This is a genomic window from Gilvimarinus sp. 1_MG-2023, assembly GCF_030548285.1.
The window spans coordinates 1-263 of the sequence record NZ_JAUOSC010001159.1 but is presented as its reverse complement, the minus strand read 5'-3'; the positions used below and the strand labels follow the sequence as shown (position 1 = coordinate 263).

General features: G+C 52.1%; 1 protein-coding gene. It reads right to left on the bottom strand.

Translation table 11 applies throughout. The annotated features are described in order from the left end of the window. Nucleotides 1-263, bottom strand: a 263-nt coding sequence (locus Q4563_RS20500; RefSeq protein ID WP_303605825.1) for a VOC family protein, incomplete at both ends; no start/stop codon positions are given.

The following is a 263-nucleotide window of genomic DNA, read 5'->3' as shown; positions in this document are numbered from 1 at the left end:
GTTTTCCAGTATTCAAAGTTGTTGTCCGGGTTACGCTGGTTGTTGAACTGGAAAATCTCCACACCAACCCGATCGCCGGTCGACAGGTGAGCAATACGGAAGCTGCCCCAGCCTGCACCGAATACGTCGGTGCACATGTCACCGATGGCGCTGTCGTCTTCTTTTATATCGGTGGGTTGCATGATGAGATACCAGCCCATCACCTCGGTGTAAAACTTAACGGCGGCATCCAGATCCGGTACCGAGATCCCAATGTGTGAAAA